This is a genomic window from Streptomyces niveus, from assembly GCF_001723055.1.
Taxonomy (GTDB): Bacteria; Actinomycetota; Actinomycetes; order Streptomycetales; family Streptomycetaceae; genus Streptomyces; species Streptomyces niveus.
This window is the reverse complement of the sequence record NZ_MDCR01000155.1, coordinates 1-9,389: the sequence shown is the minus strand read 5'-3', so window position 1 is coordinate 9,389 and position 9,389 is coordinate 1. Positions and strand designations below refer to the sequence as shown.

Annotated in this window: 9 protein-coding genes; 7 read left to right on the top strand and 2 right to left on the bottom strand. The window is 69.9% G+C overall.

Features of this window, described 5'->3' with window-relative positions:
- Nucleotides 1-1,253, bottom strand: a 1,253-nt coding sequence (locus BHU15_RS19330) for a potassium/proton antiporter (protein WP_255293149.1), incomplete at its 3' end; no start/stop codon positions are given.
- A gap of 246 nt (nt 1,254-1,499) precedes the next feature.
- Between BHU15_RS19330 and BHU15_RS19325 the strand changes: the two genes are divergently transcribed.
- Nucleotides 1,500-4,298 (top strand): penicillin acylase family protein, encoded by a 2,799-nt coding sequence (locus BHU15_RS19325; protein WP_069628330.1) that lies wholly within the window; start codon nt 1,500-1,502, stop codon nt 4,296-4,298.
- A 59-nt stretch (nt 4,299-4,357) separates the two neighbouring features.
- Here the strand turns inward: BHU15_RS19325 and BHU15_RS19320 are convergent, their stop codons facing one another.
- Nucleotides 4,358-4,954: a 5-formyltetrahydrofolate cyclo-ligase gene (locus BHU15_RS19320; RefSeq protein WP_438284969.1), complete on the bottom strand. Its 597-nt coding sequence runs from the start codon at nt 4,952-4,954 to the stop codon at nt 4,358-4,360.
- Nucleotides 4,955-5,047: 93 nt separating this feature from the next.
- On the opposite strand from BHU15_RS19320, the gene galU reads away from it, so the two are divergent.
- From galU to BHU15_RS42360, 6 genes are all read left to right on the top strand, one after another.
- Complete coding sequence (gene galU, locus BHU15_RS19315; protein WP_031231176.1) at nt 5,048-5,950, top strand: UTP--glucose-1-phosphate uridylyltransferase GalU; 903 nt, start codon at nt 5,048-5,050, stop codon at nt 5,948-5,950.
- Nucleotides 5,951-5,954: 4 nt separating this feature from the next.
- The gene (gene glp, locus BHU15_RS19310; RefSeq protein WP_069628328.1) at nt 5,955-7,295 is read left to right on the top strand and encodes a molybdotransferase-like divisome protein Glp; all 1,341 of its coding nucleotides are present in this window, start codon (nt 5,955-5,957) and stop codon (nt 7,293-7,295) included.
- 71 nt (nt 7,296-7,366) lie between these two features.
- Entirely contained in the window at nt 7,367-7,930 is a 564-nt protein-coding gene (moaC, locus tag BHU15_RS19305; protein ID WP_069628327.1) for a cyclic pyranopterin monophosphate synthase MoaC, read from the top strand.
- On the top strand, nt 7,927-8,466 hold the full coding sequence (locus BHU15_RS19300; RefSeq protein ID WP_069628326.1) for a MogA/MoaB family molybdenum cofactor biosynthesis protein: 540 nt from the start codon (nt 7,927-7,929) through the stop codon (nt 8,464-8,466). Before moaC ends, BHU15_RS19300 begins: the two co-directional genes overlap by 4 nt.
- Entirely contained in the window at nt 8,463-9,086 is a 624-nt protein-coding gene (locus BHU15_RS19295) for a GNAT family N-acetyltransferase (protein WP_069628325.1), read from the top strand. Before BHU15_RS19300 ends, BHU15_RS19295 begins: the two co-directional genes overlap by 4 nt.
- A 142-nt stretch (nt 9,087-9,228) precedes the next feature.
- Nucleotides 9,229-9,389 (top strand): SepX/GlpR family protein (locus BHU15_RS42360; protein ID WP_497210035.1); only part of this gene is annotated, 161 nt, incomplete at its 3' end.

The window sequence follows — 9,389 nt, the reverse complement described above, 5'->3', positions numbered from 1 at the left end:
CCGCGCAGCCGCTCCAGCGGCGCCGACTCGACCCCGAGGTCGGCCGCCTCGGAGGGGTCGCCGAGGTGCAGCTTCCCGGCGACCCAGGGCAGCGTCGGCCCCTGGACGAGCGTGTAGACGACGACCAGCACGAAGACGATGTTGAAGATCCGGTGGCTGCCCTCGATCCCCGAGACCATCGGGATGGTCGCCATGACGATGGGTACGGCGCCACGCAGGCCCGCCCACGACATCAGCGCCTTCTCCTGCCAGGGGATACGGAACGGCGCGAGGCTGACCAGTACGGACAGGGGCCGCGCCACGGCCGTCAGCACCAGGCCCACTATCACCGCGGGCCAGAAGTCGTCGCCCAGTTCGTGCGGCGTCACCAGCAGCCCCAGCAGCACGAACATGCCGATCTGCGCCAGCCAGCCGAGCCCCTCCGCGAAACCACGGGTCGCGGGCGCGTGCGGCAGCTTGGAGTTCCCCAGCAGCATGGACGCCAGATACACCGCGAGGAACCCGCTGCCGTGGGCCATGGCCCCGGCCGCGTACGCGACGACGGCGATGGCCATCACGGCGATCGGATACAGACCGGAGGCCGGCAGCGCCACATGCCGCAGCCCGAACGCGCCCAGCCAGCCGACCGCGAGCCCGATGGCGGCGCCGATGGCCAGCTCCAGGAGGATCTCGCCGACGAGCACGTACCAGTGCTCCACCGGTCCGACGGTCGACAGCGCCACCACCATGATCACCACGGGGGCGTCGTTGAAGCCCGACTCCGCCTCCAGCGCGCCCGTCACCCTCGACGGCAGAGGAATCTTCCTCAGTACGGAGAAGACGGCGGCGGCGTCCGTGGAGGAGACGACCGCGCCGATGATCAGCGCCTGCCGCCAGTCCAGACCGACGAGATAGTGCGCGGCGGCGGCGGTGACGCCCACGCTCACCGCGACACCGACGGTCGACAGCGCGACGGCGGCCGGCAACGCGGGCTTGGCCTCTTTCCACTTGGCGCCGAGACCGCCCTCGGCGAGGATCACGACCAGGGCGGCGTAGCCGATGACCTGCGTCAGCTCGGCGTTGTCGAACTTGACGTTGAAGATGCCGTCCTGGCCTATGACGACGCCGATGCCGAGGTAGAGCAGCAGGCTGGGCAGCCCGCTCCGGGACGAGATCCGTACCGCGGCGACTGCGATCAGCAGCACGAGCGAGCAGATGAGCAGGAGTTCATTGAGCTGGTGGACAGTCAGCGGCCGATCCTTCCCCTCGCGCACACCGGATCGTTTCTCCGGCAGTAGGCACTTCGTTACCTTACCTAATCTTTAACGTTTTCTTGACGCGATCGATCGTTCGTGCGATCGATCGCGTGATTTCCTGTGTGATCGTCCGAGGAGTCCCGCCGGGTCGCGGTCCGGGTCGCCCTCCCGGTCTTACTAGTGACACCGCGTCGGGACGGGTGAAGCGCTGCGCCTATGGTTGCTGCAGCATTCCAGGACCACCCTGCCCCTCGAAGGACAGCGATGCCCGCCAACTCAACGCCCCCCGCCACCAAAAAGAAGGGGCGACGCGCCCGCTTTGTCGTGATCGTCCTGGTGCTGGCGCTGGTTGGAGGCGTTGGCTACGGCGCCTACTGGGGTGTGAGCACCGTGCGCGCCTCCCTCCCGCAGACCACCGGCACGATCAACCTGCCGGGGCTCGACGGCCAGGTCGAGGTCAAGCGCGACAGTTACGGCGTCCCGCAGATCTACGCGAACACCGACCGCGACCTGTTCCGCGCGCAGGGCTACGTCCAGGCGCAGGACCGCTTCTGGGAGATGGACGTCCGGCGTCACATGACGTCCGGCCGGCTCTCCGAGATGTTCGGCAAGGAGCAGGTGGAGACGGACGAGTTCCTGCGCACCCTGGGCTGGCGGCAGGTGGCCCAGGAGGAGTACGACGACAAGCTCGACGACGAGACGAAGAAGAACCTCCAGTCGTACGCGGACGGCGTCAACGACTACCTCAAGGGCCGCGACGGCAAGGACATCTCCGTCGAGTACGCCGCGCTGAACTTCGTCAACGACTACAAGCCGGCGAAGTGGACGCCCGTCGACTCGGTGGCCTGGCTCAAGGCCATGGCGTGGGACCTGCGCTCCAACATGCAGGACGAGATCGACCGTTCGCTGCTCACGAGCAGGATGGACGAGAAGCAGATCAAGGACCTGTATCCGTCGTATCCGTACAGCAGGAACCAGCCGATCGTCACCGAGGGCGCGGTCGACCCGCTCGCGGAGGAGTTCGACCCCAAGGCCGAACCGGGCGACGCGACGGGCGACGGCACGGGTACGGGTACGGGCACCGGAACAGGTACCGGTACGGGAACAGGCACCGGCACGGGCATTGGGACCGGCACCGGCACCGACCCCGGCGGCGCTGTTGACGGTCTGGAGTCCCAGCTCGACGCCCTCTCCAGCACCCTCGACGAGATCCCCGCCCTCCTCGGCCCCAGCGGCAGCGGCATCGGCTCCAACTCGTGGGTCATCTCCGGCGACTACACGACGACCGGCAAGCCGCTGCTCGCCAACGACCCGCACCTCGCGCCGCAACTGCCCTCCGTCTGGTACCAGATGGGCCTGCACTGCCGCAGCTCCACCAAGGACTGCCAGTACGACGTGGCCGGCTACACCTTCGCCGGAATGCCGGGCGTCATCATCGGCCACAACGAGGACATCGCCTGGGGCATGACCAACCTCGGCGCCGACGTGACCGACCTCTATCTGGAGAAGGTCAGCGGCGACACCTACCAGTACGGGAACGAGCAGAAGAAGTTCAAGACCCGTCAGGAAACGATCAAGGTCGCCGGGGGCAAGAGCCAGACCATCACCGTCCGCTCCACCGAGCACGGCCCGGTGGTCTCCGACCGCGACGGCCAGCTGCGTACGGTCGGCGACAAGGCCCCCGTGACCAACGCGGCCCCCGACCGCGGTGACGGGTACGCGGTCTCCCTCCAGTGGACCGCGCTGGAGCCGGGCAAGTCCATGGACGCCGTCTTCGCGCTCAACAAGGCGAAGAACTTCCCGGAGTTCCGCAAGGCGGCCGAGAACTTCGAGGTCCCCTCGCAGAACCTCATCTACGCGGACACCAAGGGCACGATCGGCTACCAGGCGCCCGGCCGGATCCCGATCCGCGCCGAGGGCGACGGCTCACTGCCGGCCCCCGGCTGGGACCCGAAGTACCGCTGGGAGGGCTACATCCCCTTCGACGAGCTTCCTTACGAGGAGAACCCGAAGCGCGGCTACATCGTCACCGCGAACCAGGCCGTCATCGACAAGGACGACTACCCGTACCCGATGACCGAGGACTGGGGGTACGGCGCCCGCAGCCAGCGGATCAACGACCTGATCAAGTCGAAGATCAAGGACGGCGGCAAGATCTCCACCGACGACATGCGCACGATGCAGACCGACAACCGCAGCGAGATCGCCACGCTGCTCATGCCGTACCTGCTGAAGATCGATGTCTCGGACCCCTCCATCCGCGAGGCCCAGAAGCTCCTCGAAGGCTGGGACTACTCCCAGGAGCCGGACTCGGCGGCGGCGGCGTACTTCAACGCGGTCTGGCGCAACGTCCTCAAGCTCGCCTTCGGGAACAAGCTTCCCAAGGAGATGCGCGTCGAGGGGGAGTGCCTCAACGTGCGCCCCGCCGACAGCACGGGCCCGGCCGACGACCTCGAAGAGCTGGTACGCGAGTGCGGCCGGCGCTCCGCGGACTCGGCGCAGCCCGACGGCGGGGACCGCTGGTTCGAGATCACCCGCAAGATCCTCAAGGACGAGGACAACGAGTGGTGGCAGGCCCCGAAGACCCGTCTCCAGGGCCCCGCCAAGACCCGTGACGAACTCCTGCTCCGCGCCCTCACCGACGCGCGCTGGGAGTTGACCGCCGAGCTCGGCAAGGACGTCTCCACCTGGAGCTGGGGCCGGCTGCACCAGCTGAACCTGGAGAACCAGACCCTCGGTACGGAGGGCCCCGGCATCGTGAAGACCCTGCTCAACCGCGGCCCGTGGAACCTGGGCGGCGGCGAGGCCGCGGTCAACGCCACCGGCTGGAACGCGGCCGGCGGCTACGAGGTCATGTGGGTGCCGTCCATGCGGATGGTGGTCAACGTCGGCGACTGGGACAAGTCCCGCTGGATCAACCTGACGGGCGCCTCGGGGCACGCGTACAGCCCGAACTACACCGACCAGACGGAGAAATGGGCCAAGGGCGAGCTGCTCGACTGGCCGTTCAGCAGCAGAGCCGTGGAGAAGAACACGGGGGACACCCTCACGCTCGCGCCGTAGGCACCCCGTGGCGGGCCGGGGAGCCCCGACCGGGGCTTCCCCGGCCCGCCACAGAGGGCTCAGGCGCTCTCGAAGCGCTTGAGCCCGCCCGGAGTCACCGCGATGTGCACGGGCCGGTCGTGCGGCTCCTCCGGGACCCGCCCGACCACCTCGTGGTCGTACAGCAGCACCGCCAGAGCGGCCCCCGCGCCGGCCTTCTCCAGCCGGCCCAGCACCCGGTCGTACGACCCGCCGCCCCGCCCGAGCCGCATCCCGCGCCCGTCCACGGCGAGCCCCGGAAGCAGCACCACCCGCGCCTGGAGCACCGCGTCCACGCCCAGCAGCGCGCCGTCCGGCTCCAGCAGCCCCCGCCCCGCGGGCACCAGCCGCTCCGCCCCCTCGTACGCCGCCCAGTCCAGGTCGTCGTCCGGCAACAGGACCGGCAGGAGGACCCGTACGCCCCGCTCCCGCAGCGCGTCGAGCAGCGCCCGTGTGCCGGGCTCGCCTCCTACGGAGACGTACGCGGCGACGGTCCGGGCCTCCGCGATCTCGGGCAGTTCCAGCGCCCGCCGGGCGAGAACCGCGGAGGCGTTCCGCGCGTCCTCTTCGGACAGCAGGCGCCGCGCGGCAAGGAGTTCCCGCCGAAGCGCGGGCTTTCCTGACATGTCGTCATTCAATGGACTTCGCAAATCTCTCGTATGCGCATGTATGGAGGGAAAGTTAACCGGAGCCACATCTTCCCCTCATCCATGGCGGATATGGTTCTCACCATGACTCAGTCGCCCCCCAGGATCAGCAAGGCTGTCATCCCCGCCGCCGGCCTCGGCACACGTTTCCTGCCTGTCACCAAGGCCACTCCCAAGGAGATGCTGCCGGTCGTCGACAAGCCCGCGATCCAGTACGTGGTCGAGGAAGCCGTGATGGCAGGGCTCTCCGACGTTCTCATGGTCACCGGACGCAACAAGCGCCCCCTGGAAGACCACTTCGACCGCAATTACGAGCTGGAGGAGGTGCTCTCCCGCAAGGGGGACACCGAACGCCTCGCCAAGGTCCAGGAGTCGAGCGACCTGGCGACGATGCACTACGTCCGCCAGGGCGACCCCAGGGGTCTCGGCCACGCCGTCCTGTGCGCCGCCCCGCACGTCGGCGACCAGCCCTTCGCGGTACTCCTCGGAGACGACCTGATCGACCCGCGCGACCCGCTGCTGTCCCGCATGGTCGAGATCCAGGAGCGCGAGGGCGGCAGTGTCATCGCCCTGATGGAGGTCGATCCCGACCAGATCCATCTGTACGGATGCGCCGCCGTCGAGCCCACCGCCTACGGCGACGTGGTCAAGGTGCACGACCTGGTCGAGAAGCCCGACCGGGCGGACGCGCCCAGCAATTACGCCATCATCGGCCGTTACGTCCTCGACCCCGCCGTCTTCGAGATACTGCGCCAGACCGAGCCCGGCCGCGGGGGTGAGATCCAGCTCACCGACGCGCTCCAGCAGCTGTCCGCCGACGAGAAGGTCGGCGGGCCGGTCCACGGTGTCGTCTTCAAGGGACGCCGCTATGACACGGGTGACCGCGGCGACTATCTCCGTGCCATTGTCAGACTCGCGTGCGAACGTGAAGACCTGGGCCCCGACTTCCGGGCCTGGCTCCGCAGTTACGTCAACGAGGAGATGTAGCACCTTGAGCGGTACGGCTACACCGGCACCGGCGTCCGTCGCGGGCCAAGGACGGCTCTGGACGGTGGACGAGCACCTGGCGGACATCCTGGCCACGATCCGCCCGCTCGACCCGATCGAGCTGCAACTGCCCGACGCCCAGGGCTGCGTCCTGGTCGAGGACATCACGGTGCCGGTGGCCCTGCCGCCGTTCGACAACAGCTCCATGGACGGTTACGCGGTCCGTACGGCCGACGTGGCCGGCGCCGACGAGGAGTTCCCGGCCGTCCTGACCGTCATCGGCGACGTCGCCGCTGGCGGCGACTCGCTGCCCCGCGTCGGCCCCGGCCAGGCCGCCCGGATCATGACCGGGGCGCCGCTCCCGCCGGGCGCCGAGGCCGTCGTCCCCGTCGAATGGACCGACGGCGGTACGGGCGGCGGAGCCGCCACCTCCATGCGCCCGGCCGGCTCCGCGCCCGAGGGCGCGAGCGGCGAGGTCCGGGTGTACCGCCCCGTCGAGCCCCGCGCCCACGTCCGCGCGCGCGGCAGCGACGTCCAGGCCGGGGACCTCGCCCTGGAGGCCGGCACGATCCTCGGCCCGCCGCAGATCGGCCTGCTCTCCGCCATCGGCCGCGCCACCGTCCGGGTCCACCCCCGCCCGCGCGTGGTCGTCCTGTCGACCGGCAGCGAACTGGTCCAGCCGGGCGAGCCGTTGGGCCAGGGCCAGATCTACGACTCCAACAGCTTCGCGCTCACCGCCGCCGCCCGCGACGCGGGCGCCATCGCCTACCGGGTCGGCGCGGTCACCGACGACGCGGACGTCCTGCGCGCCACCATCGAGGACCAGTTGATCCGCGCGGATGTCCTCGTGACGACCGGCGGCGTCAGCGTCGGGGCGTACGACGTGGTCAAGGAGGCGCTGTCCTCCGTAGGAGACGAGGACGAGCCGGGCAGCGGCATCGACTTCCGTACGCTCGCGATGCAGCCGGGCAAGCCCCAGGGCTTCGGCTCGATCGGCCCCGACCACACCCCGCTGCTCGCCCTCCCCGGCAATCCCGTCTCGTCGTACGTCTCCTTCGAGTTGTTCGTACGCCCCGCGATCCGCGCGCTCATGGGCCGCCAGGACGTCCACCGCCCCACGGTCCGCGCGACCCTGGAGGCCGACAAGGCCCTGACGTCCCCGGCCGGCCGGCGCCAGTTCCTGCGGGCCACGTACGACGCCGACACGGGCTCGGCCGCCCCCGTCGGCGGCGCCGGTTCCCATCTCGTCGCCGCTCTCGCCCACGCCGACGCGCTGATCGTGGTCCCCGAGGACGCCACCTCGGTGAAGCCCGGAAGCGAGGTCGACGTGGTGCTGCTCGGCTGACGGCCGCCCGGTGGCGGTAGCGTGTCCTGCCTAACAGGCCCCGCCGGGCCCGGACCGGGAGCGCCACAGCGATGACTGCGTTTACCCGGGGGGAGACCCCCGGACCTTCTCGACCAGCCGGACTGACGCATATCGACGAGGCGGGCGCGGCCCGTATGGTCGACGTCTCCGCCAAGGAGGTCACCGCGCGCACAGCCAGCGCGAGCGGCCGGGTGCTGGTGTCGCCGCGTGTGGTCGAACTGCTGCGCGGCGAGGGCGTCCCGAAGGGCGACGCGCTGGCCACGGCCCGTATCGCGGGCATCATGGGCGCGAAGAAGACCCCGGACCTGATCCCGCTCTGCCATCCGCTCGCCGTCTCGGGAGTCACGCTCGACCTCGCCGTCGCCGACGACGCGGTGGAGATCCTGGCCACGGTGAAGACCACCGACCGCACGGGCGTGGAGATGGAGGCCCTGACCGCCGTCTCGGTCGCCGCGCTGACGGTGGTCGACATGGTGAAGGCCGTCGACAAGGGCGCGGTCATCACGGACGTACGGGTCGAGGAGAAGACCGGCGGCAGGTCCGGCCACTGGACCCGCCCGGCACCGGACGGACCCGGACATCCGAACGGGACAGCGGAGAGAGGCACGGCATGAGCGATCCCGCCGACAGCGGCACCCGGACGGCCTCGCCGCGCGCACGGCAGCCGTACCGCGCGCTGGTCGTCACCGCGTCCAACCGCGCGGCGGCCGGCGTGTACGCGGACACCGGAGGCCCGATCATCGCAGGCGCCCTGACGGAACTGGGCTTCACCGTCCAGGGACCACTGGTCGTGCCCGACGGCGACCCGGTCGAACAGGCCCTGCGCGACGGGGTGGCCGCCTCGTACGCCGTCATCCTCACCACCGGCGGCACCGGCGTCTCGCCCACCGACCGCACCCCCGAGGCCACCCGCCGCGTCCTGGACCAGGAGATCCCCGGCATCCCCGAGGCGATCCGCGCCGAGGGTGCCCGCAAGGTCCCCACCGCCGCGCTCTCGCGCGGCGTCGCGGGCGTCGCGGGCCGGACCCTGATCGTCAATCTGCCGGGGTCCTCCGGCGGTGTACGGGACGGGCTCGCCGTCCTCGACCGGCTGCTCGTCCACGCCGTCGACCAGATCCACGGCGGCGATCACCCCCGTACCGACGGATGAACCCCTTCTGGCCCGTGGCGCTGGTGGACGGCGATGTGGTCCTGCGCCCCATAAAGCTGCGCGACCAACGGGCCTGGCGCGAGGTGAACCGGCGCAACCGCGAATGGCTGCGTCCTTGGGAGGCGACGATCCCGCCGCCTCCCCCCGGCGCGCCGGTCGCCCAGCGCCCCACGTACCGGCAGATGGTCCGTCATCTGCGCGCCGAGGCGAACGCGGGGCGGATGCTGCCGTTCGTCATCGAGTACCAGGGGCGCCTGGTCGGCCAGTTGACGGTGGCCGGGATCACCTGGGGCTCCATGTGCTCGGGGCATGTCGGCTACTGGGTGGACCGGGACGTCGCCGGGCGCGGCGTCATGCCGACGGCCGTGGCACTCGCCGTCGACCACTGTTTCCGCATGGTCGGGATGCACCGGATCGAGGTCTGCATTCGCCCGGAGAACGGGCCGAGCCGCCGCGTCGTGGAGAAACTCGGATTCCGCGACGAAGGCACCCGCCCCCGCTATCTGCACATCGACGGCGCCTGGCGGGACCATCTGGTTTTCGCGCTCACGGCCGAGGAAGTGCCGGAGGGACTTCTCCAGCGCTGGCACCAGGCACGACCTGGCACTCCCCATAAATAAAACAAGCGTTCGAAATTGATCGCCTTCCGACCATCGGGCGATCCGAACAATCACAAAAAAAGTCAGTGATATCAGCCAGATCGTGCGACACACCGGCTCAATTGGCGGATCCCCTCGCGCGAACACCTCTACGGTGTGAACCGTGAGCAGCAGCGGCCTCATTTACGCAGTCATCGTCGGGGCCTGGGCCGCCTACTTGGTACCGATGTGGCTCCGCAGGCAGGACGAGCTCAACGAAGCCCGTCCGGACAGCAGCCGGATGGCGGTGCTGAAGCGTTCCGTCGGACGGGCTTCGTTGAGCTC

Coding starts and splice junctions, on each gene's coding strand:
- BHU15_RS19325 (WP_069628330.1), top strand. CDS start 1,500: ATGCCCGCCAACTCAACGCCCCCCGCCACCAAAAAGAAGGGGCGACGC.
- galU (WP_031231176.1), top strand. CDS start 5,048: ATGACTCAGTCGCCCCCCAGGATCAGCAAGGCTGTCATCCCCGCCGCC.
- moaC (WP_069628327.1), top strand. CDS start 7,367: ATGACTGCGTTTACCCGGGGGGAGACCCCCGGACCTTCTCGACCAGCC.
- BHU15_RS19300 (WP_069628326.1), top strand. CDS start 7,927: ATGAGCGATCCCGCCGACAGCGGCACCCGGACGGCCTCGCCGCGCGCA.
- BHU15_RS19295 (WP_069628325.1), top strand. CDS start 8,463: ATGAACCCCTTCTGGCCCGTGGCGCTGGTGGACGGCGATGTGGTCCTG.